Origin of the sequence: Lysobacter antibioticus (genome assembly GCF_000731095.1) — a bacterium.
GTDB lineage: Bacteria > Pseudomonadota > Gammaproteobacteria > Xanthomonadales > Xanthomonadaceae > Lysobacter > Lysobacter antibioticus_B.
The window spans coordinates 1-25379 of the sequence record NZ_JMTZ01000006.1; the positions used below are offsets into that span (position 1 = coordinate 1).

Annotated in this window: 22 protein-coding genes and 1 pseudogene; 7 read left to right on the forward strand and 16 right to left on the reverse strand. The window is 68.8% G+C overall.

Annotated elements, in window-relative coordinates:
• Positions 1 to 525: 525 nt before the first annotated feature.
• The 3 genes from fis to prmA all read right to left on the reverse strand — a co-directional run bounded on the left by fis (position 526) and on the right by prmA (position 2895).
• On the reverse strand, positions 526 to 798 hold the full coding sequence (fis, locus tag EX88_RS0101645) for a DNA-binding transcriptional regulator Fis (protein WP_031370276.1): 273 nt from the start codon (positions 796 to 798) through the stop codon (positions 526 to 528).
• A gap of 121 nt (positions 799 to 919) precedes the next feature.
• On the reverse strand, positions 920 to 1948 hold the full coding sequence (locus EX88_RS25020) for a DUF3426 domain-containing protein (RefSeq protein WP_081930544.1): 1029 nt from the start codon (positions 1946 to 1948) through the stop codon (positions 920 to 922).
• A 26-nt stretch (positions 1949 to 1974) separates the two neighbouring features.
• Positions 1975 to 2895, reverse strand: a complete 921-nt coding sequence (prmA, locus tag EX88_RS0101655) for a 50S ribosomal protein L11 methyltransferase (RefSeq protein WP_031370278.1) — start codon at positions 2893 to 2895, stop codon at positions 1975 to 1977.
• 301 nt (positions 2896 to 3196) lie between these two features.
• Here prmA and EX88_RS24230 point away from each other — a divergent pair, with 301 nt between their 5' ends.
• From EX88_RS24230 to EX88_RS0101675, 3 genes are all read left to right on the forward strand, one after another.
• Positions 3197 to 4045, forward strand: a complete 849-nt coding sequence (locus EX88_RS24230; protein WP_031370280.1) for a hypothetical protein — start codon at positions 3197 to 3199, stop codon at positions 4043 to 4045.
• 239 nt (positions 4046 to 4284) lie between these two features.
• The gene (locus EX88_RS0101670; protein WP_235186179.1) at positions 4285 to 5307 is read left to right on the forward strand and encodes a hypothetical protein; all 1023 of its coding nucleotides are present in this window, start codon (positions 4285 to 4287) and stop codon (positions 5305 to 5307) included.
• Positions 5304 to 5789: a hypothetical protein gene (locus tag EX88_RS0101675; protein WP_318025777.1), complete on the forward strand. Its 486-nt coding sequence runs from the start codon at positions 5304 to 5306 to the stop codon at positions 5787 to 5789. The genes EX88_RS0101670 and EX88_RS0101675 overlap by 4 nt, the downstream gene beginning before the upstream one ends.
• Before the next feature lie 248 nt (positions 5790 to 6037).
• Here the strand turns inward: EX88_RS0101675 and accC are convergent, their stop codons facing one another.
• The 7 genes from accC to cutA form a co-directional block, all read right to left on the reverse strand.
• Positions 6038 to 7405 carry an acetyl-CoA carboxylase biotin carboxylase subunit gene (gene accC, locus EX88_RS0101680; RefSeq protein WP_031370283.1) on the reverse strand — a complete coding sequence of 456 codons (1368 nt, stop codon included), beginning with the start codon at positions 7403 to 7405 and terminating at the stop codon, positions 6038 to 6040.
• A gap of 63 nt (positions 7406 to 7468) precedes the next feature.
• Positions 7469 to 7792 carry a four helix bundle protein gene (locus tag EX88_RS0101685; protein ID WP_430536889.1) on the reverse strand — a complete coding sequence of 108 codons (324 nt, stop codon included), beginning with the start codon at positions 7790 to 7792 and terminating at the stop codon, positions 7469 to 7471.
• Between the two features lie 84 nt (positions 7793 to 7876).
• The gene (gene accB / locus EX88_RS0101690; protein WP_031370285.1) at positions 7877 to 8359 is read right to left on the reverse strand and encodes an acetyl-CoA carboxylase biotin carboxyl carrier protein; all 483 of its coding nucleotides are present in this window, start codon (positions 8357 to 8359) and stop codon (positions 7877 to 7879) included.
• A gap of 64 nt (positions 8360 to 8423) precedes the next feature.
• On the reverse strand, positions 8424 to 8864 hold the full coding sequence (gene aroQ / locus EX88_RS0101695) for a type II 3-dehydroquinate dehydratase (protein ID WP_031370286.1): 441 nt from the start codon (positions 8862 to 8864) through the stop codon (positions 8424 to 8426).
• A 384-nt stretch (positions 8865 to 9248) separates the two neighbouring features.
• A complete protein-coding gene (locus EX88_RS0101700; RefSeq protein WP_081930545.1) occupies positions 9249 to 9848 on the reverse strand; it encodes a TlpA family protein disulfide reductase in 600 nt (199 codons plus the stop codon).
• Between the two features lie 9 nt (positions 9849 to 9857).
• Complete coding sequence (gene dsbD / locus EX88_RS0101705; RefSeq protein WP_051884310.1) at positions 9858 to 12422, reverse strand: protein-disulfide reductase DsbD; 2565 nt, start codon at positions 12420 to 12422, stop codon at positions 9858 to 9860.
• Complete coding sequence (cutA, locus tag EX88_RS0101710) at positions 12419 to 12760, reverse strand: divalent-cation tolerance protein CutA (RefSeq protein WP_031370289.1); 342 nt, start codon at positions 12758 to 12760, stop codon at positions 12419 to 12421. The genes dsbD and cutA overlap by 4 nt, the downstream gene beginning before the upstream one ends.
• Positions 12761 to 13039: 279 nt before the next feature.
• Between cutA and EX88_RS0101715 the strand changes: the two genes are divergently transcribed.
• Positions 13040 to 14422 (forward strand): AcvB/VirJ family lysyl-phosphatidylglycerol hydrolase, encoded by a 1383-nt coding sequence (locus EX88_RS0101715; RefSeq protein WP_036147844.1) that lies wholly within the window; start codon positions 13040 to 13042, stop codon positions 14420 to 14422.
• A 47-nt stretch (positions 14423 to 14469) separates the two neighbouring features.
• On the opposite strand, the pseudogene mprF reads toward EX88_RS0101715, so the two are convergent.
• Positions 14470 to 17028: pseudogene (gene mprF / locus EX88_RS0101720) on the reverse strand (bifunctional lysylphosphatidylglycerol flippase/synthetase MprF); the annotation flags it as partial.
• A gap of 367 nt (positions 17029 to 17395) precedes the next feature.
• Positions 17396 to 18322, reverse strand: a complete 927-nt coding sequence (locus EX88_RS0101725) for a LysR family transcriptional regulator (RefSeq protein WP_031370292.1) — start codon at positions 18320 to 18322, stop codon at positions 17396 to 17398.
• Between the two features lie 117 nt (positions 18323 to 18439).
• Between EX88_RS0101725 and EX88_RS0101730 the strand changes: the two genes are divergently transcribed.
• Positions 18440 to 19450 (forward strand): zinc-dependent alcohol dehydrogenase family protein, encoded by a 1011-nt coding sequence (locus EX88_RS0101730; protein ID WP_031370293.1) that lies wholly within the window; start codon positions 18440 to 18442, stop codon positions 19448 to 19450.
• A 289-nt stretch (positions 19451 to 19739) separates the two neighbouring features.
• Here the strand turns inward: EX88_RS0101730 and EX88_RS0101735 are convergent, their stop codons facing one another.
• From EX88_RS0101735 to EX88_RS0101750, 4 genes are all read right to left on the reverse strand, one after another.
• Complete coding sequence (locus EX88_RS0101735; RefSeq protein WP_081930552.1) at positions 19740 to 21569, reverse strand: endonuclease; 1830 nt, start codon at positions 21567 to 21569, stop codon at positions 19740 to 19742.
• Positions 21570 to 21726: 157 nt separating this feature from the next.
• On the reverse strand, positions 21727 to 22146 hold the full coding sequence (locus EX88_RS24235) for a helix-turn-helix transcriptional regulator (RefSeq protein WP_051884311.1): 420 nt from the start codon (positions 22144 to 22146) through the stop codon (positions 21727 to 21729).
• A gap of 518 nt (positions 22147 to 22664) precedes the next feature.
• Positions 22665 to 23039, reverse strand: a complete 375-nt coding sequence (locus EX88_RS0101745) for a cupin domain-containing protein (protein WP_031370296.1) — start codon at positions 23037 to 23039, stop codon at positions 22665 to 22667.
• A 592-nt stretch (positions 23040 to 23631) separates the two neighbouring features.
• On the reverse strand, positions 23632 to 23880 hold the full coding sequence (locus EX88_RS0101750) for a hypothetical protein (protein ID WP_031370297.1): 249 nt from the start codon (positions 23878 to 23880) through the stop codon (positions 23632 to 23634).
• Positions 23881 to 23973: 93 nt separating this feature from the next.
• Here EX88_RS0101750 and EX88_RS0101755 point away from each other — a divergent pair, with 93 nt between their 5' ends.
• Together EX88_RS0101755 and EX88_RS0101760 are read left to right on the forward strand one after the other, a co-directional pair.
• Entirely contained in the window at positions 23974 to 24822 is an 849-nt protein-coding gene (locus EX88_RS0101755) for an AraC family transcriptional regulator (protein ID WP_031370298.1), read from the forward strand.
• 216 nt (positions 24823 to 25038) lie between these two features.
• Entirely contained in the window at positions 25039 to 25326 is a 288-nt protein-coding gene (locus tag EX88_RS0101760; protein ID WP_031370299.1) for a co-chaperone GroES, read from the forward strand.
• Positions 25327 to 25379: the final 53 nt, after the last annotated feature.

Here is a 25379-nt window from a genome sequence, read left to right on the forward strand (position 1 = left end):
CCGCAGCGACGTACGTAAGCGTCGTAGCCGAAGGCCAGACAATCGGAAGCCCGCAGGGTAGGCGCTCCGGCAACCGCGTGGTATTCGTCCCCTTCGCGTGTCGCGGCTTGCGCCGCTCCTACCCCGGAGGGTTCGTCGCCTTTGTAGGAGCGGCGTAAGCCGCGACAACCACAGCGGTGCACGCAAGCGCAACGGCCGAAATCCGGACAGTCGGGAACTGCCCCGCAGAGTCGGCGCTCCGGCAACCGCGTGGTATTCGTCCCCTTCGCCTGTCGAGGCTTACGCCGCTCCTACCCCGAGGATTCGTCGCCTTTGTAGGAGCGGCGTAAGCCGCGACCAACCGCAGCGGTGCACGCAAGCGCAACGGCCGAAGTCAGGACAGCCGGGAGCTGCCCCGATGAGTCGATGGCTGCAGAAACTGCGCGGTATTCGACCGCTGCGCCTGTCGCGGCTTACGCCGCTCCTGCACAGGGTTCGCGTGAGAGGGTTTGCGCGCGCAGGCCTTTCGCTGCGCTGCGACGGCTGTTATTCCAGCCCGTACTCGCGCAGCTTCTTGCGCAGGGTCGCACGGTGAATACCGAGCATGGCCGCGGCGCGGCTCTGGTTGCCGTCGCAATGCTGCAGGACTTCGGCGAACAACGGGATTTCCAGCTCGCGCAAGGCGATCTCGTAGAGGTTCTCGGTGCCGCTGCCGTTCAAGTCGCCCAGGTAACGACGGATCGAAGTCGCGACATGGTCGCGCAACGGAACGCGAGGTCCGGAGCGGGCGGCTTCGTTGCGGTCGTTGAGAGCGTTCAAGTGCATCCCCGTGGCAAGTGACTTCCGCCGGGAGCTTGCCGATACGCTCGCTGCGCATCGCCGACGGGAGGGGGAGTCTAGCGCGGGGGAGTCGCTGTAGACAACGCGACGGCGCGATATTTCAACGGAAATCGAACGTGAACGCGACTACGCGCGGCGCCGGTTCGAGCACGTCGAACTGCACCGCGGCGCTCTGCCCCGGCGCGATCAGTTCGCCTTCCCTGTACCCCTTGCGATAGTCCTCTGGAGAGAACGCACGTTGGCCGACGCGGCGGCCATCGACGTCCTCCAGGCTCAGCACCAGGGTCGGCCAGGGCTGCGCCCAGCGCGCATCGTTGCGGAAACTGGCCGATACCCGCAATACACCCGCGCGCTCTGCGACCGGCAGCACGTTGCGATTGAGCATGGTCAGCGCGGCCGGTTCGCGCCATGCCGGAATCGTGCACGGCAGCGTCCCGCACAAGGCGCCGACGAGCGGGCGCCAGCGCGCGTCGGCGGCCAGTTCGTTGCGTTGCGCAAGCAGCAGTTGCAGGGCCAGCAACAGGCCGAGCGCGACCGCCACCGCCGGACCGCTCCAGTGCCGGCGCGCCGCCGGCGCAGCGGCGCGGGCGCGGCTGCGTACGAAGCTCGGCGCGAGGCGCGCATGCGCTACCGCGGTTTCGGATTTGCCGGCGCGCTTGCGCGTCGCGCGCTTCGGCACGACCGCATCGGCGGCGGCGCTGAGTGGCGCCAGCGCGACGGTCGGGGCGGCCTTGACCGTGGCGTCGTCGCTCGCGTCGGCGGCGTCCTGCGCGCCGAGCGTTGCCGCCTCCGGCGAGGCGGCAAGATGGCCGGCCTGGTCGTGCTCGGCGACGGTATCGCCGGCTTGAACCGGTGTTGCGCTGGCCTGCGCCGCCGAAGCTTCGGCCGACAGCGCATCGGCGCCCGTCGCTGCGTTCGCAACCGGCGCGCTCGCCGCGCCGATCGCAGCCGATTCGACCAAGGCCGGTTCGTTTGTGGCCGGCTCGACGGCGGTCGATTCGGCGGGCGCCGACTCGATCGCCGCCGCGGCGGCGAGGTCGCCGCCGCAACGCGGGCAGGCCCGGGTCGGACCGTCCTTGGCGACGATGAGGGCGACGAGGTATCCGCAATGGGGGCAGGCAGCGAACATTTCAGTATTCAATCATGCCGTCGCGCTCAGCGCCGGCGTACGCCTGTGACGCGCATCCAGTCTTCGAGACGGTCGGCGCGCAGCCCCTCGAAGTCCGCGGCATAGCGCGCGAGCACCTCGTCTTCCTGCCCGGCCAGGATGCCCGACAGCGCGATGCGCCCGCCCGGTGCGACGCGCGCGGCCAGGGTATCGGCCAGGGCGACCAGCGCCGAGGCGAGAATGTTGGCGACCACCACCGGATAGGTCGCGGCCGGTTCGTCCTGCGGCAAATGCACCTCGATGCGTTCGGCGACGTCGTTGCGTTCGGCGTTGTCGTGGGTGGCGATGACCGCCTGCGGATCGTTGTCGACGCCGACCGCGTGCGCGGCGCCGAGCTTGAGCGCGGCGAGGGCGAGAATGCCGGAGCCGCAACCGAAGTCGAGCACGCTGCGATCCGCGAGCGCGCCTTCGTCGGCCAACGCGTCGAGCCATTGCAGGCACAGCGAGGTGGTCGGGTGGGTGCCGGAGCCGAACGCCAGGCCCGGGTCGAGGCGCACCACCGCGGCATCGGCCGCATCCGCGCCCGCGGGCAGCTCGTGGTTCCACGGCACGATCCAGGTGCGGCGGCCGAACTGCAGCGGCTCGTACTGGTCCATCCAGGCGCGCTCCCAGTCCTGATCCTCGACCTGGCGAAAACGCACCTGGGTCCATTCCAGACCCGGGTCGAACGATTCCAGCGCGGCCAGGATCACCAGCGCGTCGGCATCGTGCGGAAACAGGGCGCTGAGCACGATCGACTGCCACAACGGCGTTTCGCCGACGCCGGGCTCGAGGATCGCGTGCTCGTTGCCGGTGTCGGCATCGGCGTCGAGCATCGTCACCGCCAGCGAGCCGACATCGTCGAGCGCGGCTTCGTAGCGCGGTTGTTCGGCTTCGCTGCAGCGCAGGGTCAGTTCGAGAAAGGGCATCGGTTACGGCGAGAGGCGAAAACGGCGGTCATTATTGACCCGTTTCGCGGCGATCAGATAGCGTGCGGGCTCTTCTCAGGAGTCAGACGCCATGGAATCGCAGGCCAACCCCTCTACCGCCGCCGTCATGCGGGCCTGGATATTGCTCGGATCGCTGGCCCTGGGCGCCTGCGCGGCCGGCGAAGGCACTACCCCCGTCGGCACCGCTCCTGACGACGCTAGCCAGGTCGGCGCGAGCCGGGTCGATGCTACTCGGGCAGAGGCTGCCCGAGTCGACACGCCTCAGGTAGATGCTGCGCAAGTGGGCGCCAAGGGCCAGGTCGAGCAATTGCGCCTGGAAGCGGTGACCGAGCTGCCCCGCTATGTCGCGCCCACCCCGCCGCTGGCCGACGACGGCAGCGTCCCGGACTGCGCCGAGGATGCCAAGTCGAGCGAGGCGCGGGCTGCGGTCGCGGCCGGCTGGACCATCCGCGCCGACATGGCCTGGGGCAAGGACTACCGTGTGGTCGGGGTGGCGCCGCGCGCGACCCAGGTGGCCGGCTTCGGCTGCATGTTCCCGGCCGCGCGGGTGCTGTTCTTCCGCGATGGCCGGGCGGTGGCGCAGTTGCGCGACCTCAAGGCCGACGAGGAAAGCTTCGACAGTGGCGTGCAGGGCGTGTTCGAGCACAGCGCCGAACCAGCCGACCCGGCCGGCAAGGCGGGCAGCGAACTGCGGGTCGGCGAATGGCAGGTGGCGCGTGCTCGCGTGCTCGCGACCGCCGCCGGGCTGGAGCTGACGGCCTTACCGGCGCTGGACGCCTACTGCGGCGGCGGGGCGAAGGTGCCGCGGATCGAGGGCCTGAGCCTGCCGCAGGCGCGGGCGAAGTTGCTTGCCCAGGGCTGGCGCGGCGTGCAGCCGGACCGAGAGGAGGGCGCCGAGCGCTTCCTGGGCGGCCTGATCGAAGCCGGTTACCCCGAGGTCGTCGATTGCGCCGGCACCGGCCAGGGCTATTGCAGCTTCGAATATGCCGCCGACGCCGGCCACGGCCTGGCGGTCACCACCGCCGGCGAGCACGGCGAGGACGGCGGCAAGACCTATTGGCCCACGGTCGTCGGCAGCGAAGTGACCTGCGCGGCCAAGGCCACCGCGGCTCCCGCTCCGGGCGGCTGAAGCGCCGTCTCGCCGAAGTTCGAGATCCATCACGGTTCAGCGTCGTGCGGGCATCGGCACGGCGCTTGACTTACTATCGGCATCTCGACGAAACACAGTTCAGGCCGGCCCATGCCAGCTCATGCCGACCCCGGCCCTTGCGGGGCGGCAGGCGGGCTGGGTGGCGCCAGTGCGGCGGCCCGCACCTGCGTTGCGTCCGGTTCCTGCCAGCAGCGTAGAGGCTCAGAGAAACGGTCTTGATGTCCGATGCCTACCCCTCCGGTTACAAGCCAGGCCCTGGCGGGGCGCCGGCCGGTGTGCGCGTGTCCGGACGCTCGCTGATCGCGATCATGGGCTTCGCCTTGTTGGCCGCCGCTTTCGTCTATGCCGGCCGACGCAATGGCGGCGAACAGGCCGTGCCCGACGAGAGCGTGCCGGTCCGGGTCGCGGAGAAGGCGCAGCCGACGGCGCGCGGCCAAGCCGATGCGCCGCGCGACGACTCGGTGCCGGTGGTCGAAAAGAAGGCCGCGCCGCGGGGTGCGGTCGCGTCGTCGCCGCTGCGCGTGCAGTTCGAGCAGGCGCCGGACTTGTACGCGTATGCGCAGTCGATCCGCTCGCGCGCCGATGCCGGCGAGCCCGAGGCGATCTGGCTGTTGAGCCGAGTCTACGACTACTGCTCGAACTACGCCAACGCACCGGTCGACTACGGCAACGACACGCGCACGATCGAGAGCATGAAGCTGCGCGGCGCCTCGACGATGACCGAGGCGCGTAACCGGGTCAGCTCGCGCTGCGCGCGTTTCGCGCCGAGCGACAACCTCAGTTACCAGATGATCTTCCTCAAGCGGGTCGAGGCCGCCCAATCGGGCAGCCTGCCGGCCGAGGCCTCGTTGCTGGCCGCCGGCAAGCCGCTGGAGAAGACCGAGGAATACCGGCTCAACCTGGTCGATCGCGTGCAGCGCTCGAAGGACCCGGAAGCGTATTCGGCGTTGTCGCCCGGCATGGGCATCGCCGCGAACGGCCGGCGCTGGGGCGACATGCGCGTGGCCGGCACTCAATTCGCGGAACTGGCTTGGCAGTTGGCGGCATGCGAGCTCGGGCAGGATTGCAGTCCGAAAGGCTCGTTGATGACGTCCTACTGCGCCAACGGCGGAATTTGCTCGCAAGACGCCAAACAGGATTTTGCGAGTTTCGTATACGACGCGGCGATCCCGCGTCAGGGGGCGGATGTGGTGGAAGACATGGTCGATTCGCTGCTAGGCGAACAGAGGACAGTGCAATGAAACGCGAGCACTTCGTAAACACGGCCAAGATCGGTTTCTGGGCATTGCTGCTCAGCGCGTACTCGGTCGGCGCAGCCGGCGTGATGATCGACGTATTCGGCGAGGACTACCGCGAGCTGGGACAGGTCGCGGTGACCTCGGTGGATTCGAAGACCGAGTTGCGTTCGCTGAGCGCCGCCCAGATCGCGGCCGTCTATCGCGCCCAGAGCGGCGCGCCCTTCTCGACCCTGCCGCCCGGCAGCACCTTCAAGGTGGTCTGGCCGGACGGTTCGAGCGAGTACGTGATGGTGGTCAGTCCATCGACGAGCGGCGGCGTGCAGCCGATCCCGGGCACCCAGGTGCCGGGTTCGGGCAAGAAGCCGTCGGGCACCTCGGGCAGCTCGGCGAAGGGGCCGACCCTGTTGCCGGCTTCCTCGTCTACGGAGCTCACCGAAGCCGACGTGCAGGAGATGGCGTCCTGGGTCGAGCCGGTATTGCGATGAAGCCGGGCGCCGCACCGGCGACGGTCCGCTGGCGGTAGCAGCGGCCTAAACCGCGACCGCCGACGGCGGTGTCGCGGTTTAGGCTGATGCTGCGGCGCGGTCGCGCCGACGCCTCGCCTGGTGCGTCACTCAAAACGAAACGGCCCGCGTCGTCGACGCGGGCCGTTTCGTTTTTGCCGCAGGCGTTCTTGCCGCAGGCCCGTCGAGTGCGGGCGCCGGCTCAGACGAGCGAGCGCAGACGATCGAGCTCAGACGATCGAGATCGTCTTTTCCTTCTGTTCCTTGAGCCGCTTTTCCAGGTAGTGGATGTTCATCCCGCCCTGCTGGAAGCCGGCATCCGACAAGATCCGCTGTTGCAGCGGGATATTGGTCTTGATGCCGTCCACGACCATCTCGCTGAGCGCCACGCGCATGCGCGCGATCGCGGTGTCGCGGTCGGGCCCGTGCACGATCAGCTTGCCGATCATCGAGTCGTAGTTCGGCGGCACGCGATAGCCTTCGTAGATGTGGCTGTCGACGCGCACGCCGGGGCCGCCGGGCGCGTGGAAGTGCTGGATCAGGCCCGGGCAGGGCATGAAGGTTTCCGGGTCCTCGGCGTTGATGCGGCACTCGATGGCGTGGCCTTCGAGGACGATGTCGCTCTGCTTGATCGACAACTTGCGGCCGGCCGCGATCATCAACTGCTCGCGTACCAGGTCGATGCCGGTGACCAGCTCGGTGACCGGGTGCTCGACCTGGATGCGGGTATTCATTTCGATGAAGTAGAAGCGGCCGTTCTCGTACAGGAACTCGAACGTGCCGGCGCCGCGGTAACCGATGCGGATGCAGGCTTCGACGCAGACCTTGCCGATCTCGGCGCGCTGTTCCGGGGTGATGCCCGGCGCCGGCGCTTCCTCGACCACCTTCTGGTGGCGTCGCTGCATCGAACAATCGCGTTCGCCCAGGTGGATCGCGCTGCCCTGGCCGTCGGCGAGCACCTGGATCTCGACATGGCGCGGGTTCTCGAGGAACTTCTCCATGTAGACCATGTCGTTGCCGAACGCGGCCTTGGCCTCGGACTTGGTGGTCTGGATCGCGGCGTTGAGGTGGGCCTCGGTATGCACCACGCGCATGCCGCGACCGCCGCCGCCGCCGGCGGCCTTGACGATGATCGGATAGCCGATCTCGCGCGCGATCTTGATGTTGGCGGCGTTGTCGTCGCCGAGCGGGCCGCCGCTGCCGGGCACGCAGGGCACGCCGGCGTCCTTCATCGCGCGGATCGCCTCGACCTTGTCGCCCATCAGGCGGATGGTCTCGGCGCGCGGGCCGATGAAGATGAAGCCGGACTGCTCGACGCGCTCGGCGAAGTCGGCGTTCTCGCTGAGGAAGCCGTAGCCCGGGTGGATCGCCTGGGCGTCGGTGACTTCGGCCGCGGCGATGATCGAGGCCATGTTGAGATAGCTCTCCGACGACGGCGCCGGCCCGATGCAGACCGACTCGTCGGCCATGGCGACGTGCTTGAGATTGCGATCGACGGTGGAATGCACCGCGACCGTGCGGATGCCCAGCGCGTGGCAGGCGCGCAGGATGCGCAGCGCGATTTCGCCGCGATTGGCGATGACGACTTTATCGAGCATTGGGTAGCCAGGTTCGGGAATGGGGAATGGGGAATCGGGAATCGTAAAAGCGCGTGCGGCGTTTCATGTGGAGGCCTCGCGCTTGTTGAGTGCGTTCATCAGGCCGGTGAGCTTCGCGAAAACCCGATCGATCAGTTCGTCGAGCGACGGCGACGACGCGGCGAACCCCAGGCGGATGGCGATCTGCTGTGGCGTATCCAATTCGGAAAGCGAGCCGCGGGCGATCGACAGGAAGCGCAGATAATCCCGGGTCGAACGTCGCGCTGCGCCCTCGGCCACATTCGAGGGGATGCTGACCGCCGCACGGCGCAACTGCGAGGTCAGGCCGAACCGTTCGTTGTCGGGGAACTGGGCCGAGAATCGGTAAATCGCCTCCACGAGGTCCATGGCATCGCGCCAGACCTCCAGGCCCTCGTGGGGCCGCTTCGACGATTCCCGATTCCCCATTCCCGATTCCCGTCGTGACCGGCTTCAGCCGATCACGAACAAAGGCTGATCGAACTCGATCGGCTGGCCGCTCTCGGCCATGACCTTGAGCACCGTGCCGGAGACGTCGGCTTCGATCGGGTTGAACATCTTCATCGCTTCGATGATGCCGAGGGTGTCGCCGGCCTTGACCGCCTGGCCGACGGCGACGAAGGAGGGCTTGTCCGGCGCCGGCGAGGCGTAGAAGGTGCCGACCATCGGCGCGCGCACGACGTGGCCGTCGGGCAGGTCGCTGCCGGGCTTGGCGCTGCCGCCGGTGGCCGCTTCGGTCGGCGAATGCATCGGCATGGCCGGGGCCGGGCGCTGCTCGGCGTAGGGCGCGGCCTGCATCTGCGGCGGCGCGTAGGCATAGCCGCCCTTCGGGGTGCGGGCCAGGCGGACGGATTCTTCGCCTTCCTTGATCTCGATCTCGGCGAGGTTGGATTCCTCGAGCAGGTCGATCAGTTTCTTGATTTTGCGCAGGTCCATGGAGCGGGCCTCTGGTTGGATCGTCGTTGCGGCCCGCGCGAACGCGGCCCGGGCTGGGTGGGTATCAGGTCGCCAGTCGCTTGATGGCGGCGTCGAGCGCGTAGCGGTAGCTGTCGGCGCCGAAGCCGCAAACCACGCCGACGGCGTGGTCGCTGAAATAGCTGTGGTGGCGGAACGGCTCGCGGGTGTGCGGGTTGGACAGGTGGATCTCGATGAACGGGATCGCCACCGCGGCCAGGGCGTCGCGGATCGCGACGCTGGTATGGGTGAAGGCGGCCGGATTGATCAGGATCATCGCCGTGCCGTCGCTGCGCGCCGCCTGGACCCGGTCGACCAGGACGTGCTCGGCGTTCGACTGCAGGCTGTCCAGGGCGTGTCCGGCGGCCTGGGCGTGCTCGCGCAGCCCGGCATCGATCTCGGCCAGGGTGGTGTGGCCGTAGACCTCCGGCTCGCGCGTGCCGAGCAGGTTGAGGTTGGGGCCGTGCAGGACCAGAAGCTTGGCCATTGGGACCGGACGGTTGCCTTCAAAGGGCGGCAGTTTGCGTGAAGGCCGGCCCGGTGTCCAGAAGTTGCCCGCCAAATCGGCGAAGTTGCCGCGATTTAAGCGGTTGTTTGAGTGGCGACTCTAGAATGCCGGCACGTTCGCCGGCGTCGCCGTGTTTTCGTGACCGGTTCGGCGCATTTGCCGGCACGACGGCGATTCTGAGGGTGGTCCCCGGAGCCCATTCGAGCACGATCGGGCCAGGCAAGCCGGTAACCCGTTGGCGGAATCGGCGCGTGCCTGTCGTTCGCGGCTGGCGCGGCTAGCCGACGATCGGCGAGTTTTCGCGGAGGTTGCCGCCGCGAGGTGGCGCGGGCATGACAGCGCGGCTTCGGCCCCGGACCGGTTTCAGTCGACCCAGCCCTCGATCTCGCCGTCCTCGAACGGGCCGATGCGCTGCTTGATCAGCTTGCCGTCTGCGCCGATCAGCACCGTATACGGCAGCACGCCCTTGAGATTGCCGAGGCGGACGCCGGCGTCGCGCGGGCCGGGCGCGTCGAGCAGGATCGGGTAATCGACCGGCACCCGCTGCAGGAAGGCGGCGACGTCCTCGGCGTTGTCGAGGGCGATGCCGACCACTTGCGTGCCCTGACCGCCCTGGGCCTTGGCGTAGCGGTTGAGCTCGGGCATTTCCTTGATGCAGGGGCCGCACCAGCTGGCCCACAGATTGATCATGATCGGCCGGCCGGCGTAGGCCTGCGGCAGCTGCGAGGGCCGGCCGTCGAGGCCGGGCAGGGTCAGCGCAGGCATGGCCTGGCCCGGGCTCGCCACGGCGAGGTCGGCCGGCGGCTTGGGCGCGCTGCGGGTCATGCGCTCGTGCAGGAAGTACTGGCCGAGTTCGGTGCGGGCCAGCCAGCCGCCCCCGCCGACGAGTTGCCCGGCGAGCAGGCCGAGCGCGCCCGCACCGAGCGCCAGGGCGACGAGTTTGACGGTCGAGGAGATCGCCATCGGCCGGCCTCAGCGAGTCGCGGCGCGCGCGCGCTGCGCGCGTTCGGCGAAGGCCGCGGCTTTCTCGAAACCGAACAGGCGCAGTTCGCGGCGTTCGGCGCCGGCGACGAAGTACAGGGTCGCCGGCGGGCCGATGATCTCCAGACGCTTCATCAACGCCTGGTCGATCTCGTCGTTCGCGGTCACGTCGACCTTGAGCAGGACGAAGCCCTTCAGCGCTTCGTGCACCTGCGGCTCGGGGAAGGTGTACTTCTCCATTTCCTTGCAGGCCACGCACCAGTCGGCATAGAAGTCGAGCATCAGCGGCTGGCCGGAGGCCTGCGCGGCGGCGATCTCGCGGTCGAGGTCGGCGCCGGACTTGATCTTGCGGAACGGTAGCTCGCCGGCCTGCGCGGCGTGGCCGCCGCGCAGGCCGGCGAGCGGCTGCAGGGCCTGCGCGGCGTGGCCGCCGCGCAGGCCGGCGAGCGGCTGCAGCGGGTCGTCGCTGCCGGCGAGGGCGCCGACGACCTGCGCCGCGCCGGCCAGGCCCAGCAGCAGCGCCAGCAACCAGGCGAACACGCGCACGCCCTGGCCGAGCGTCTTGGCGCCGGCCGACAGGGCGACCATCACCGCCGCGCCGAGCAGCAGTGCGCCCCACAGCGCCAGCGTCACCGGGCCGGGCAGGATGCGCGAGAGCATCCACACCGCCATGCCGATGAAGATCAGGCCGAACGCGCGCTGCACCGCGACCATCCACGGGCCGGTGGTCGGCAGGCCCCTGCCGGCGGCGACGCCGAACACGATCAAGGGCGCGCCCATGCCCATGGCCAGCGCGAACAAGGCCGCGCCGCCGAACAGCGGGTCGCGGGTCTGGCCGATATAGAGCACGGCGGCGGCGAGCGGCGGCGCCACGCAGGGGCCGACGATCAAGGCCGACAGCGCGCCCATGCTGGCGACGCCGAGCCAGGAACCGCTGCGTTGGCGATTGCTGGCTTCGCTGAGGCGGCTGCGCAATGCATGCGGCAACTGCAGTTCGTACAGACCGAAGCTCGACAGCGACAGCACCACGAACAGCAGGGCGAACAGCACGATCACCCACGGCGTCTGGAAGGCGATCTGCAGATTGGCGCCGGCCAGCCCGGCGACGATGCCGGCGAGGGTGAACACCACCGCGCTCGCCAATACGTACACCAGCGACAGCGAGAACGCGCGGCGCGTGCTCAGGCCGGGGCCCTGGCCGACGATCAGGCCCGACAGGATCGGCACCATCGGCAACACGCAGGGCGTGAACGCGAGCAGCAAGCCGAAGCCGAAGAACGTCAGCAGCGCCCAGTAGCGGTTGGCGCCCTTGAGCGAGGCGGCTAGCAGGCTGTCTTCGGCCTGCGGGGCGGCCGCGTCTGAGGGATCGGTCGCGGGCGTTGCCGCGTCGTTGGCGGGCGCCAGGTTGGCTGCGTCGGTGGCGGGCGTCGCATTGCTCGCGGCCATGCCGACGGCGGAGGCGTCGCCGGCGATGTTCGCGGCGTTCGCTTGCCTCGATGCTGCGGCGGTCGCGGGCGATACGGCGCTCGCCGCGGTTGCAGCGGCCGTCGTGCCGGCGGCCGGCTCCGTCGGCGCGACCACGCTCGCCGCCACGGTGCCGCGCGGCAGATCCAGGGTCACTTTGCGCGTCATCGGCGGATAGCAGATGCCGTCGGTCTGGCAGCCCTGGAAGTTCGCGGTCAGGGTCAGCTTGGCGGCGTCGGCCTGCTTGCGCAGCAGCGGCAGCGGCACGTCGATCTGGTCGAAGAACACGGTGACCTCGCCGAAGTGCTCGTCGCGGTGCGCGGTGCCGCGCGGCCACTGCGGCTTGCCGGCGGCGATCGCGGCCTGGTCGGTCTTCAGCGAGGTCTTGTCGCGATACAGGTAATAGCCGCGCGCCGGGGTGAAGCGCAGCAGCAGGGTGTTGCCGTCGCTGACGATGGCCTCGAAACCGAAAGCCTGCTCCGGCGGCAACGGCAGGGCATCGGTGCCGGTGTTGGCGGCCGAGGGCGCGCCGAGCGGGCTGCTGCCGAGCAGCGGATTGGCGCCGCCGCGCGGGCCGAAGGAAACCAATGGCGCGGCGGCCGGAGCCGGGTCCATCGCCGCGGCGGCGGGCGCAGCCAGCGCCACGCTGACGGTGCGGGTCTGCGGCGGATAGCAGATACCAGCGTCGGCGCAGCCCTGGTATTTGATGGTGAGCTTGGCGCTGCCGGCCTTGGCCTGGCCGGGCAGGGTGGCGACGACGCGGTCGCGGTAAGTCTCGACATCGCCGAAGAACTCGTCCTTGTAGGCCTTGCCCTTCGGCAACTGCAGTGCCTGCCCGGCGAAGCCGGCGTCGCTCTTGACCGAGATGCGGTGCTTGTAGAGGTAGTAACCCGGCGCGACCTTCCACGACACCGCGATGCGATCCGCGCCACTGGCCTCGGTCGCGAGCACGAAGGCCTCGTCGACCGGCAACAGGTCTTTTTCGTCGACCGCAAGCGCCGGCGCGGCGAACAGCGCGGCCAGGCAGGCGAGGGTGAAGGCGAAGGCGGCGCCGGCGCGCGGGCGCCGACCGGGAAGCAGGTCGTCAGTCATCGGTCTCGGGTCTGTTCGGCCACCCAGTGCAGGTACGGGTCGAGGCCGTCGCGGACTTCGACCACCAATGCCTCCGGCAGTTCATACGGATGCAGCTCGGCGATCCGCTTGAGCACGGCCGAGGCCAGGGCGGGGGTGGTCTTGATCAGCAACTGGACCTCGGTCGCGTGTTCGATGCGGCCTTGCCAGCGATAGGTCGAGCGCACGCCCGGCCAACGGCTCACGCAGGCGGCGAGCCGTTCCTCGACCAGGGCCAATGCGATGGCGTCGGCCGTGGCCTCGTCGGGGCAGGTGCTGAGCACCAGCCTCGGCAGCGGGGTGGAGTCGGTGAGGGACATCCGGCCAAGTGTAAGGCCGCCGTCGGGACCGGCCTAACCCGATCCGGTCGGATGGTGCAGGATCGAGGCCGGAACGGGCCGGAGCGGTGCCCGACAGGCCTGGAACTCCGCCGGCGTCACAAAACCCCGGGCTGCGCGTTTCCCCCCCCCTTTGAAAAAGGGAGCAGGGGGGATTTGTTTTGGGGCCAACCCCGGCCAACCCCGATGGTATAAGCCCTGCATCGAGGAGATGCCCGCGTGCCCGTAACGATCCCTGCCCGCCTGATCCTGTTCCTGCTGTTGGCCACGGCGTTGTGCAGCGCGACGGCGCAGACCGCATCCACGGCCTCGCCTGCGCTCGCGCGCAGCGTCTCCCACGGCCGCTTCCACAACATTCCGGTGCGTCTGCCCTCCGGCGAGGCGCGCCGCTTCGTGCTCTGGTTCGCCGACGGTCTCGACGGCGCGCAACGCAAGGAGCGCGTCGACGCCTTGGTCGCCGACGGCGCGATGGTCGCGACCGTCGACGTCGCCGCGCTCGAACGCGACCTGCGCAAGGACGGCGGCGCCTGCGCGTTCTCCTCCGGCGACGTCGAGAACTTCTCGCGTTTCGTGCAGGCCTATTACCGTTTGCCGACCTACCGCCTGCCTTTGTTGCTCGGCGACGGCGAAGGGGCGGCGTTCGCGTATGCGATCGCTGCGCAGGGCGGCGGCATGCTGTTCGCCGGTGCGATAGCGGTCGATTTCTGCCCGCGCCTGGCCCTGGCGCGTGCAATGTGCCCGTCCGGCGCCTTGAAGCTGATGCCGGCTCGCAACGCGGGTTCGGCGCAGTTGCAGCCTTCGCCGTTGTCGTTGCCCTGGTTGGTCGCCGCCGCGCGCGCGGACGGCCATGGTGTGCAATGCCCGAAGGCGGCGAGCGATGCCTTCGTCGCGGCCATCCCGCAGGCGCGCCGTTTCGCCCGCGATGCGCGCGGCGATGCTACGCCGGGCCTGCGCGCGGCCTTGATCGGCCTCGGTGCGCAAGGCCATGTCAGCGCGCCGTTGCCGCCGGCCGATCTGAAGGGCTTGCCGCTGACCGAGATCGCTGCAAGCAGCGGCGGCCACCGCGACAGCTTCGCGATCTTCGTGTCCGGCGACGGCGGTTGGGCCGGCTTCGACCAGAGCGTGGCCGACCGCTTGGCGAAAGCCGGCGTGCCGGTGGTCGGCATCGACTCGCTGCGCTACTTCTGGAGCCCGCGCACGCCGCAGGGCTTCGCCGCCGACCTCGATCGCATCGTCCGCTACTACCGCGCTCAGTGGCGGCGCCCACGCGTGCTGTTGATCGGTTTCTCGCAAGGCGCCGACGTATTGCCGGCGGCCTATAACCGCTTGCCGTCGCCGAGCCGCGAGGCGATCGCGCTGACCGCGTTGATTTCGGTCGGCGAGAAAGCCGAGTACGAGTTCCACCTCAGCAACTGGATCGGCAGCAGCGGCCGCGGCTTGCCGATCGCACCCGAGATCGCGCGCATGCCGGCCGCGCGCACGCTATGTTTGTACGGCGCCGACGACGGCGATGCGCTGTGTCCGAAGTTGCCAGTGGCTGCGGCACGGATCGAAAAACTGCCGGGCGATCACCACCTCGACGGCGATTACGACGGCGTCGCCGCGCGCGTGTTGTCGGCGGCCGGTATCGCGCCGGGTTCCTGAGCCTCGGGCGCGCGGGTCGGGAAACGCGCGATGCGCGGCTCGCCGTCGTCGTGCCGGCGCGGGTCGAGCGAGATCAAGCGGGTGACGTCGATCAAGGCCGCCGGCAGATGCATGCCGCCCGGCGCGGCGAGGTAGCGCGTGCGCCAGACCGGGTCGTACTTGGCCTTGAAGCGGCGCAGGCCGACGAAACCGTAGAAACGTTCGCCGTGGCGCGCGACCAGGTTGGCGAAGCGGTTCCAGCGCCCGGCAAGGCGATGCTGAGACAAGCCCGACAAGGGCGCCATGCCGAGCGAGAAACGTTCGTAGCCGTGTTCGCGGCCCCAACCCAGCAACTCGGCGAACAAGAAATCCATCGTGCCCTTCGGCGCGGTCTCGCTGTGACGCATCAGGTCGACCGACAGCTCGCGGCCGTTGGTGGCGTTCCACAGATTGGCGAAGGCGACGATGTGGCCCTCGCGTTCGACCAGGGCGACCGGCAAACGCTCGAGATAAGCGGCGTCGAAGTGGCCGAGCGAGAAGCCTTTCTCTTCGCCGGATTTGTGTTCCAGCCAATCCTCGGAAATTTCCGCGAGCACCGGCAGCAAGGCTTCGACCTCGTCGGCCGGGGCGATGCGGAAACTCAGCCCGGCGCGCTTGCCGCGGTTCCAGGCCTGGCGCAATTCGGCGCGGGTCGAGCCCTGCAGGCTGAAATCGGTCAGCGGCACCAACGCTTCTTCGCCGAGCTTGACCAGGGTCAGGCCGAGGTCGAGGTAGGTTTGCCAGTACTGCTCGCCGACCTGGTAGAACACCGGCCGCATGCCGAGCCGGTCGGCTTCTTCGCGGAAACGCCAGATCAGCGCGCGTGCGACCTCGGGCGGCCCGACCGGGTCGCCCATCGCGATCAGCGAGCCGCCGTAACGTTGCATCATTGCGAAGCCGCGTTGTTGCGGATCGAGCAGCAGCGCTTTGTCGCCGGTCAAGGCCAGATGCGCCTGGCTGTCGTCGGCCAGGGCGAGGACCGGCCGGATCGCCGCGAGTTCGGCATCGCTCGCCGCCGGCAGCGGCGCCCGCGCGGCATGCAGCAGGCGCGCCAGGCCGAACGCGATCACGGTGACGCTGACCAGCAGCATCGCGCGCAAGGCGCGCGGCGCGTTGCTCGACACCAGGAACTCCCACCACAGCTCGTTACGGTATTCGACGTGGCTGTAGGCGAAGAACAGCAGCCAGACCGCGGCGATCAACACCAGACCGAGATTGCGCAGCCAGCGCCACGACCAGGCTTCGTCGAGCAGGGCGCCTTCGCGATAGAACTCGCGTCGCGCCGCCCACAACGCGACCGCCACCAACGGCGGCGCCAGGGCCAGGCTGAGGTGGCCGCCGCGCAACCAGGTCGGCAAGGGCAGCACGATGCACACGGCCAGCGCCAGCGCCCACGCGGCATGGCTGCGGCGCTGCAGGCCCTGGCCGATCAGCAACAGGCCGACGCCGCCGAGGCTGGCGAGCAATTGCGAGGTCTCGATCAAGGGCAGCGGCGCGCCGACCAGGCGATGGCGCGGTTTCGGCAAGGTGCCGTCGAGGATCAGCGCGGCGCCGAGTACGAACGCAGCGAGCGCGATCACATGCGGCAGCCACGGCCGGATCGCGAGCCAGGCGGTGCGCAGGGCGCCGGCGCGCGCCGCCACCGGTCCGCGCACGGCGCCGATCATGCCGACCATCGTCGCCAAGGCCAGCGGCAAGGCGTAGTAAGTGATGCGATAGGCCAGCGCCGCCGCCAGCAAGCTGGCCGGCGCCACGCCCGGCAGCAGCTTGAGCAGGCTCCACTCGAACACGCCGATGCCGGCGGGCACGCTCGACAGCAGGCCGGCGACCACCGCGACCAGATACAGGCCGACGAAACCGATGAAGTCGGTACCGGCGATCGGTGCGAGCAGGACATACAGCGCGCTGCCGGCCAGGGCCAGTTCGACCACGCTCAAGGCGGTCACTTCGAGCACAGTGCGGCGATCGGGCAGCCACAGGGCATGGTCGCGCCAGCGCAGGGTGCGGCCGTCGCGCCCGACCGCGAACCACAGGCCGACGAAGGCGAGCGCGATCGCTGCGCCGATGGCGCGGATTGCGCCTTCGCCGAGCGGCAGCAACAACGCCGCCGGGGCCGGCTCGAACAACAAGGCGCAGGCCAGCAATACCCAGGCGCCGAACACGAAGCCGAGGGTGCTCATCAACACGACTTGGCCGATGTCGGCGAGCGACAGACCGGCCGCGCCGTAGCCGCGCAAGCGCACCGCGCCACCGGTCAACGCCGCGAAACCGAGCGTGTGCCCGACCGCATTGGCGAGGAAGGCGGTGACGACCAGGCGCAGCGGTTTGACCTTGCTCGCATTGCGACGCAGGCCGATGGCGTCGAAACCGACCAGGCAGGCATAGCTGGCCAGGCCGAGCAGAAAGGCCAGGACGATGCGGCGGTCTTCCAACTGCGCGAAGGCATGCCGGATCGAGCGATAGCCCTGTTCGCTGAACTCGCCGGCGAGCGCATGCAGCGCCAAGGCGAGGATCGCCAGGCTGGCCAGCATCGACAGCGCGCGGCGCCAGGAACTGGAGGTCGTTGCAGCGGGAATCGGCGGAGTCATCGGCGGGCCGTGGGGGCGATGAGCAAGCTTTCAGCAAACCACGCGAAAGCGGAATGAGGGACGGGGCTTGGAGTTTGCCGGGGGCGGTTGGTTCCGGACTTGAGGGCAGGAGCAAATCCCCCCGGCCCCCTCTTCAAAGGGGGGAATCCTTCGGGTGGGTGCTTGGTGGCCGGAGGTCTCGTGCTCCTGCCCGCGCTCGCGCTTTAGCGGCGAGTTTGAGCCGACAGGCGACACCGACATAAGCGCGATCGATCATCGCCCCCTTTGACAAAGGGGGCGAGCGCCCCGCACAGATTCGATGCCGATGCAGAACCGCAGCGCGGGGGATTTGCTTTGTGCCCGAAGCCGGGCACGCGCCAAACGCGCGTCACGTCTGCCCGGCGATCACCCGGTCCCACACCGCCGGCTCGCCGATGGTCGCTTCGACGAAGTCGATGAAGGCTTCGACCTTGCGAGGCCGGTAGTCGCGGCTCGGGTACACCGCGTAGATGCCGATCGGCAGCAGGCTCCAATCCGGCATCACTTCGACCAAACTGCCGCTGGCGAGCTCCTCGGCGACGGCGAAGGTCGCGGTCTGCAGGATGCCGCGGCCGTGCACGGCGGCATCGACCAGCGGCAGGCCGTAGTTCGCTTTCAAGCGCCCTCGCACCGGTACGCGCAGCGGTTCGCGGTCGCGATGGAATTCCCAGGTCGGGGTGTCGCGGAACAAGGTGTAGTGCAGGCAGTCGTGCTCGATCAGCTCGGCCGGCGTACGCGGTGCGCCGCGCCGTGCGAGGTAGTCGGGCGAGGCCACCAGGATCCGCCGCGTCTGCGCGATGCGGCGCGCGACCAGGCGCGAATCGCTGAGCGCGCCGATGCGGATCGCGGCGTCGAAGCCGGCGCCGATCAGGTCGACGAAGCGGTCGTCGAATTGCAGGTCCAGGTCGATGCCGGGCCAACGCTGCAGGAAGGCTTCGACGTGCGGCATCACGTACAGACGGCCGAAATTCATCGGCACCGACACCCGCAGCTCGCCGCGCGGCTGCGCCGACAGGTCGTGCACGCGTTCGCCGGCGGCGAGGATCTGCGCCAGCGCCGGCGCGACTTCGGCGTAGTAGTGGCGTCCCGACTCGGTCAGGCTCAGCCGTCTGGTCGAACGGTTGAGCAACTTGGCGCCGAGCCGCGCCTCCAGGGTATTCAGGCGGCGAGTGATCGCGCCCGGGGTGACCTGCAGTTGCTTCGCCGCGGCGGTGAAGCTGCCGTGCTGGAGGATGGCCTCGAAGGCCTCGAGTTCGGAATAGAGCCCGCCGATCATTGTTGAGACATCCTCAATGATGAGTTGCCATCGCGATCCTATATCAGTAGTCGGCTCAACAATAGTCTGGGCATCCCCCCACCCGGCCGGTCCGCGCACCGGCAGCGGAGAACCACGATGGATGCCTACCAACTCCAGGGCCACAGCCTCGACAGCCTGCGCCGCATCGACTTGCCCGAACCCCAGCCCGGCCCCGGCCAAGTCCGGATCCGCGTCGCCGCGGCGTCGGTGAATTACCGCGATTACGCCCTCGCCACCGGTCGCTATCAGCCGGAACTGCCGCGGCCGTTCGTGCCGCTGTCGGACGGGGTCGGCCGCATCGAGGCGGTCGGCGACGGCGTCGAGGGCTATGCGCCCGGCGATCGCGTGCTCGGCCATTACACCACCGGCTGGATCGAAGGGCCGTTCAAGTCGGCGAACCACCTCAGCAAACTCGGGGGCCCGCTCGATGGCTGGCTCGCGCGCCAGATCGTATTGCCCGCCGGCGCGATCCTGCCCGCGCCGGAATTCCTCAGCGACGAAGCGGCCTCGACCCTGCCGGTGTCCGGCCTCACCGCTTGGAGCGCGCTGCAGCGCATGGACCTGCGGCCTGGCGCCAGCGTACTCGTGCAAGGCACCGGCAGCGTGTCCTTGATGGCCTTGCAACTCGCGGTCGCGCGCGGCGCCGACGTGATCGCGACCACCGGCGATGCCGGCAAGGCCGAACGCTTGCGTGCGCTCGGTGCGCGCGCGGTGATCGATTATCGGCAGCGCCCGGATCTGGCCGCGGCGGTGCGCGAACTCACCGACGGCCGCGGCGTCGACGGCATTGTCGACGTGGTCGGCGGCCCGCAGTTCCTCGAGCTGTTGCAGGCGGCCGCCGACAACGCCCATATCGCGGTGATCGGCTTCCTGCACGGCATGCAGGTCGACGGCAATCTGATCGGGCCGATCATGGCGCGCCAGCTCAACATCCAAGGCATCAGCGTCGGCAGCCTGCGCGATTTCGAGGCCTTTCTGGCCGATGTGGAACGGCATCGCATCGAGCCGGTGGTCGGCGCGCGCTATGGCTTCGACGACGGCGCCGCGGCGATCGCTTCGATGGCCGGCGCGCGCGAGATGGGCAAACCGGTGGTGGTGTTCGATTGAGTGGGCAGACTATCGCCAGACCTTCATCCGGAGGTATCGCCAGGTCGCTACGCCCCGGCCAGGGCGCTCCGCGCCCACCGGACTTTCATGCGAGGACGCTTGAGGTCTTTAGGACGATGCGGCGGTATCCCCTGCGCGGGGATGACGCCAGATGGGTTACGACCCATGCGGCCATACGATCAATACGAGGCAATGCAAGCAAGCGCACTGCCCGGGCTGCGCGGTTCTCGTTGCTCCAAAAACGAACGCCCGCATCCGCGGGCGTTCGTCCTTGCGCGTTACTTGCCGATCACGGAATCAGCTGGCAGCTCGCCGGCTTGGCCGAGTTGAACAGCGAGGCGGTGGCCCACTCCGGATGATCGATGAAGGGGTTGCGGTTGCCCTGGAAGCTGAAGATCACTTCGTTGCGCGCCAGTTCGGCGGCATCCGGCGGGTCGGCCTGGTGCCAGGACAGCAGCGTGGTCAACAAGCCCATGTAGGCCGGCGAGGACGAGGTGATGACGATCTTGCTGCGGTCGTCGGTCAGTTCCAGGTCCGGTTCGCTCTGGCCGTTGTTCGGATCGGTGCCGCCTTCGTAGCGGATCGCCATATACAGCACCGCGCGCGCCATATCGCCCTTGCGCTTGCCCCAGACCTGGAACGAACCGGCATTGCCGTCGGGCGTCTTGAACCAGTTCGAGTTGCCCGGGTACACGCCGCTGCCGCCGCCGTTGCCGTTGTTGACCTCGGTGACGCGCTCGCCGCAGCCGCTCGACAGCGAGCAGTCGGCGAAAGGCTTGTTGCCGCGGTCGGCGTTATAGCCGGCATCGGTGAGGTACAGCATGTGGGTGTCGGTGTAGGGCGCGTACGGCAGGCCGAGGTTGCCGGTGGCCGAGCCGAAGCCGAGCGAGTTCGGCCAGGTGTGTTCGCGGTTGTATTTCACGCCGCTGCCGCTGCCCGCGCGGTCGGTGACCTTGACGAAGCTGCGGTTCTTGTAAGCATCGAGGATGCGGCCGGCGTTGTTGGGGTCTTCGTCGGCGATTTCCAGGATCGTCCAGGTGTTGGTGGTGCCGCCGCTGTACGGATAGACCGTGTGGCCCTTGATGGTTTCGTGCAGCGAGCAACGCAACTGGCTGGCGCTGCTGGTGTTGACGTGCGAGTAGTAGCCGGTGCCGCCACCGCCGCCGCTGGCGACGGTGAAGTTGGCGACCGTGTTGGCCGCCAGATGCGCGCCGCCGGCGTCGCTGACCTTGCTGGCGACGACGGTGAAGGTGCAGCTTTCGCCGGCGCGCAGGGCGGTGCCGGTGGAGGCGGTAATGGCGGTGCCGCTGGACGGATGGGTCAGGGCGACCGTGCCGGAGGTCGCGCACTGCAGGGTCAGCGCGCCGCTGGCCAGGGTCACCGCTTCGCTGAAGTTCGCGACCAGGTCGCCGGCGGCCGGGAAGTTGCTCGCGCCGTTGCTCGGCGTGGTCGAGGTGACGCTCGGCGGCGTGTTCGGCGTCGAGGTGGTGAAGCTCTGGCCGTTGTTGCAGGCGCCGAAGGTTTGGGACGCCGAGTTCTGCCAGGCGAATTGCGAATAGGCGCTGCCGCTGCCCGACAGCTGCAGCGAGGTGCCGGCCGCGGTCGAGCCGGATTCCGACACCGGCAGGTTGGTGCTGGTGCGGCCCGAGGCGGGACCGCCGCTGGCGGTGATCTGGCCTTCGTAGCTCAGGAACTGGACCACGTTGCCGCTGCCGTCGACCAGGGCGAAGCCGTCGTTGGAACCGTTCTGGATGCCGTTGGTGGGATAGCTCAGCGTCGCGATGCGCACGCTGCCGCCGCAGGTGACGACGCTGCCGGCCGGCACCAGGTCGTTGTCGCAGGTCACCGCCGACGAGGGCGAGCTGCCGTTGTACAGATAGACGCGGTAGTTGCTCAGCGTTTCGCCGGCGGTCGCGACGATCTCGATGCGCTCGCCGACGTCGCCGGCGGAGGTCGCATCGTCGTAATGGAATTCGTTGATGAAGACGGCGGCCGAGGCCAGCGACGGCAACAGGGCGCAGATCGCCAGGGCCAGGCGCGCGGCTTGGCGCGGCAGGGCGGGGCGGGGGCGTGCGGGGTGTGAACAGTGCAGGGCGGTGGATCTGCCACGAACGGACATCGGCATCGAACGGCTCCTTATGTATTGACGACGCGTGCGTGCGGAACGACGCGGTCGATGCACCCTCCCCGGGCGCATACGGTCGAGTCTAGTCGGGGTTTATGACATCGCCCGCTGCCCTGCGTCACGGTTCGCGCCCGAACTTGCGACGGGCTTCTCAGGTCGTCGTGCGCTTGCCGCCGCCAGCGACCGAGCGCGCCGGGCGGCCGGTGCGCAGTTCGGCCATCTGTTCGACGACCTCGACCAGCGGTGCCTTGGCGCGTGTCGGCGCCTCGCGGAAGGCCAGGATCAGGCGCAGTTCCAGCGGGTCGTCGATCAGCAAGGCCTCGGCCGCGGCGACCGAGTCCATCGCCGTGTCCAGCGACAGGCTCATCTTGCCGCGACCGGTCGCCAGCCATTCGAACTGCACCCCGGTGACCAGGGCCAGTTCGCGCAGGTGGGCGACGCTCGGGAATTTGCTCTGCGCCGACTCCCAGTGACCGACCGCGCTGCGTTGCACCCCGACCGCCGCCCCGAGCGCGGCTTGCGAGAGTCCGGCGTGACGCCGGGCGAGGCGGATGCGCTGTTGCGGCGTCATATGACAGTTCCTGACAGGTTTGTGGCCGAAATCACACGTTCAGCTACCAATAGTCACCAGGTGATCGATAGTCGCATCAGCCCGTGCGTTTACGCTGTCGTGCTGCACCATTCGGCCTATTTATTACAATGACTTAGGCCGATAAGCAATCGGCAGCGCTACCAAAAGTAGCGTAATTTCCGGTCGCGCTCCCTAGCAACCGTAGCGTGGACTTTGGAATATGGCCGCACGCCGATAAGGACTTCGGAAAGACAAGAGGTCGGTTCGGGGGGAGGGCGCCGGATAGCGCCATGCAGAGGACAGGCCATCTCCGCACCAAAGAGCGCGTTCCACGGGACGCGCTCTTTTCTTTTGTGGCGTCGGGTCTTCGGCGTCGACACCGAATCGTCCGGCCCGACCGGCCGTGAGCATCGGTAGCGGCAACCGCGATCGAGCGATGATGCGTCCATCGACGACGCGGCGGCTGCCAAGCCATCGCGTTCGCAGGTCGTCTCGTCGATGGATTCGGTCGCGTCGGCTCAGCCCAAGGGGCGCAGTTGCTCGTCGAGCGAGCGAGTCTTGTCGGTGACCACGTCGCCTGTGTGCAGGGTGGTCTTGCGCTCGATCAGCATCAGATGGCATTCCTCGTCGGCGATCGGGTTGTGGCGCACGCCCTTGGGCACGACGAACATCTCGCCCTCGCCGAGTTCGACCTTGCGGTCTTCCATCTCGATCACCAGCCGGCCCTTGAGCACGAGGAACAGCTCGTCCTCGTCGGCGTGGCTGTGCCAGGCCAGTTGCCCTTGCACGCGGGCGACCTTGATGTAGGCGTCGTCGACTTCGGCGACCACGCGCGGCGACCAGAATTCGGTCAGCGACGCGGCGATCTGTTTGGGGGAGGTCACGGATGACATGCGGCGGTCCTGGCGATGGCGGGGATGGCTGCAGTCTAGTGCGCGGCGTAGCGGGGCGCGCGGTAGGGAAGTCATGGGTAGCGTGGAATGTCGGGCACCGCAGCGACGCGGCAGGCGGAGCGATCACGGTCGCGGCTCGCGCCGCTCCTACCCAAGCGCCGCGACGATCGTTGCCGTTGCCGTTGCCGTTGCCGTTGCCGTAAGTGCTTGGCGCAGTTCCGAACTAGCGATGCAACCGTAGACCCGGAGGGCGCCGCACAGGACGTGCGGCGTTTTCCGATAAGACAAGGATGTCTTATCGGAAAATCCCGGCGCAGGCTGCGTGCTCGCAGGGGAGCTTCGTCAAGGAGAGCCCTTTTCTTTGGTTAGCTTTCTTTTGGGCTTAGCAAAAGAAAGTAACCCGGCCGCGTAGCGGACGGAAGCTTTAGATCTTGATGTTGTTTCACCGCTCTGCGGCAAGACACGTGGTCACGGCAAGCAGCGCGGTCGCGGCTTACGCCGCTCCTACAGGGGGCTACGGCCAGGAGCGCCGCGAGCCGCGACCGCGAACCAGGGACGCGACGAAACCTCGGCCCTTACGCGTCCGCCATTCCTATCCTTGCCCGGCAACCCACGCACGCAGCCCCGGATCGCGAATCTCCAATACCTCGAACAGACCCAACGCGCGCAAGGCCGGCAACGCCTCGGCGATATGCCGTTCGGCCTGCGCACGCGCATCGGCATCGCCATCCGACCAGACCCGCGCATTGGCGAGAAACGCGCCGACCGATCCTTTGCGCACGAGGACGCCGTCGATGCGGGTGTGGTCGAGATGGTCGGGCAACAAGTCTTCGGCTCGCATGGCGCGGCTCCGTTCGGGATGAAGCGATCATGCTGGGTTCGGCGACGGCGCTCTGCTACGTTGCCCCGGCCATTCGATAGCGCGTTCCAGCCAATGTCCGACCCTCTGCTCGCCGCGCTCCGCGCCGATTCCGCCGACGGACCGGTGGTGATCGCCGTGACGATGGCCCGCGCCGGCGTGCGCGACACCGCCGCGCACCGACACGCACGCGGGCAGTTGTTCGGCGCGCACCGCGGCTTGCTGACCGTCGGCACCGCGCAAGGGCGTTGGGTCGTGCCGGCCACCGATGCGGTATGGGTGCCGCCGCAGGCCGAGCATTCGCTGCGCTCGCACGGCGCCGCCTTTTCCGGCTGGAGCGTCTACGTCGCCGAATCCGCCTGCGCGGCGCTGCCGGCGCAAGCCTGCGCCCTGCGCGTGTCCGGTCTGTTGCGCGAGGCGGTCGCGCGGGCCGCGCAATGGCCGGGCGACGCGCCCCTGGGCCCGGCCCAGGCCCGGCTCGCCCAGGTGCTGCTCGACGAGATCGCCCTGGGCGAGCCTGCTCTAAGCGGGTTCGCACTGGATGGGCCCGCTCTCAGCAGGCCCGCGGACCCGGCGCAGCGGCCGATCGGCCTGCCGATGCCGACCGACCCGCACTTGCTGCGCGTCGCCCAGGCCCTGGCCGACGATCCGGCCGACCCGCGCGGCCTGGCCGAGTGGGCCGCGTTCGCGCATCTGTCCGAGCGCAGCCTGAGCCGGCGCTTCGCCGCGCAGACCGGCCAAAGCCTGCTGCAATGGCGGCAGCGCGCGCGCCTGATGCGGGCGCTGGAGCGCCTGGCCGCCGGCGATGCGGTTACCGCCATCGCCCTGGACCTGGGCTACGACAGCGTCAGCGCCTTCATCGCCATGTTCCGGCGCAGCCTCGGCGCCACCCCGACTGCCTACCTGAAGCGGCTCGGGACCTGAGCGGTCGGGCTGCGCGAGCGGGCCGGTACCCGGCCTGTCATCGACCGGCGCCAGGATTTCGTCGCCCACCCCTTGAAAGGCTCCCGGGACCGCCTCATCTAGCGTGCAGTCCCGGTTCGTCCGGGCGCTTTTGTCCCCGGCGTTGGCACTCTCCGGGGGCGACTGCTAAAATTCCCGTCCTTTCTCCACCCATTCAAGCACTTACAGAGGGTTGCCATGAATCTCAAGCCGCTTTACGACCGCGTTGTGGTCAAGCCGATCGAAGCCGACGAAATCTCGGCCGGCGGAATCATCATCCCCGACGCCGCCAAGGAAAAGTCGACCAAGGGTGAAGTCGTCGCCATCGGCGAAGGCAAGGCCCTGGACAACGGCAGCGTGCGCGCGCCGAAGCTCAAGGTCGGCGACAAGGTCATCTACGGCCAGTACTCGGGCAGCTCCTACAAGCAGGACGGCGTCGAATACAAGATCCTCAAGGAAGACGACGTCCTCGCGATCGTCGGCTGATCGGGCGGGAGTCGGGAATAGGGAATCGGGAATCGGTAAGCGCTTGCGCTGCC

Bases quoted from the DNA above. Each gene is read 5' to 3' on its own strand.
- EX88_RS25020 (WP_081930544.1), bottom strand. From the start codon at position 1,948: ATGTTCGCTGCCTGCCCCCATTGCGGATACCTCGTCGCCCTCATCGTC.
- EX88_RS0101730 (WP_031370293.1), top strand. From the start codon at position 18,440: ATGGATGCCTACCAACTCCAGGGCCACAGCCTCGACAGCCTGCGCCGC.
- accB (WP_031370285.1), bottom strand. From the start codon at position 8,359: ATGGACCTGCGCAAAATCAAGAAACTGATCGACCTGCTCGAGGAATCC.
- EX88_RS0101750 (WP_031370297.1), bottom strand. From the start codon at position 23,880: ATGCGAGCCGAAGACTTGTTGCCCGACCATCTCGACCACACCCGCATC.
- EX88_RS0101675 (WP_318025777.1), top strand. From the start codon at position 5,304: ATGAAACGCGAGCACTTCGTAAACACGGCCAAGATCGGTTTCTGGGCA.
- accC (WP_031370283.1), bottom strand. From the start codon at position 7,405: ATGCTCGATAAAGTCGTCATCGCCAATCGCGGCGAAATCGCGCTGCGC.
- EX88_RS0101760 (WP_031370299.1), top strand. From the start codon at position 25,039: ATGAATCTCAAGCCGCTTTACGACCGCGTTGTGGTCAAGCCGATCGAA.
- EX88_RS0101700 (WP_081930545.1), bottom strand. From the start codon at position 9,848: ATGGCGATCTCCTCGACCGTCAAACTCGTCGCCCTGGCGCTCGGTGCG.
- cutA (WP_031370289.1), bottom strand. From the start codon at position 12,760: ATGTCCCTCACCGACTCCACCCCGCTGCCGAGGCTGGTGCTCAGCACC.
- EX88_RS0101755 (WP_031370298.1), top strand. From the start codon at position 23,974: ATGTCCGACCCTCTGCTCGCCGCGCTCCGCGCCGATTCCGCCGACGGA.
- aroQ (WP_031370286.1), bottom strand. From the start codon at position 8,864: ATGGCCAAGCTTCTGGTCCTGCACGGCCCCAACCTCAACCTGCTCGGC.
- prmA (WP_031370278.1), bottom strand. From the start codon at position 2,895: ATGCCCTTTCTCGAACTGACCCTGCGCTGCAGCGAAGCCGAACAACCG.
- dsbD (WP_051884310.1), bottom strand. From the start codon at position 12,422: ATGACTGACGACCTGCTTCCCGGTCGGCGCCCGCGCGCCGGCGCCGCC.
- EX88_RS0101735 (WP_081930552.1), bottom strand. From the start codon at position 21,569: ATGTCCGTTCGTGGCAGATCCACCGCCCTGCACTGTTCACACCCCGCA.
- EX88_RS0101670 (WP_235186179.1), top strand. From the start codon at position 4,285: ATGTCCGATGCCTACCCCTCCGGTTACAAGCCAGGCCCTGGCGGGGCG.
- EX88_RS0101725 (WP_031370292.1), bottom strand. From the start codon at position 18,322: ATGATCGGCGGGCTCTATTCCGAACTCGAGGCCTTCGAGGCCATCCTC.
- EX88_RS0101745 (WP_031370296.1), bottom strand. From the start codon at position 23,039: ATGTCATCCGTGACCTCCCCCAAACAGATCGCCGCGTCGCTGACCGAA.
- EX88_RS0101685 (WP_430536889.1), bottom strand. From the start codon at position 7,792: ATGGACCTCGTGGAGGCGATTTACCGATTCTCGGCCCAGTTCCCCGAC.
- EX88_RS24235 (WP_051884311.1), bottom strand. From the start codon at position 22,146: ATGACGCCGCAACAGCGCATCCGCCTCGCCCGGCGTCACGCCGGACTC.